Below are 296 nucleotides of genomic sequence, written 5' to 3'. Positions count from 1 at the left end.
AAACCTGCGCGTTGAACGACATCTTCTCGTTGAACTTGTAGGTGCCGCCGCCCCACACTGCCCAGCTGCCGCCCCACGGCTTGTAGAAGCCGCGACCGCCTGCATAGCTGACGAAGCTCACATCCTCGAGGTGGCTCTTGGTGCCCCAGCCGCCCATGATGAACAGCGAGAACGCTTCGTTGATGTTCACATCCGCGCGGATCTTGCCGGAAACTTCCTGGTAGTTGCTGTCGTAAGCAACAAAGCCGGTGATGGCGCCCCAGCCATGCGTGAACTACAAGCCGCCGACGATGTGC

General features: G+C 60.1%; 1 pseudogene. It reads right to left on the bottom strand.

Annotation, left to right across the window (positions count from 1 at the left end):
* A pseudogene (locus EN852_RS39185) lies at positions 1–296 on the bottom strand (porin); the annotation flags it as partial.

The organism is Mesorhizobium sp. M2E.F.Ca.ET.209.01.1.1 (assembly GCF_004010375.2).
Lineage (GTDB): Bacteria > Pseudomonadota > Alphaproteobacteria > Rhizobiales > Rhizobiaceae > Mesorhizobium.
The sequence above is the reverse complement of the archived record's forward strand: the minus strand, read 5'-3'. Positions and strand labels throughout refer to the sequence as shown.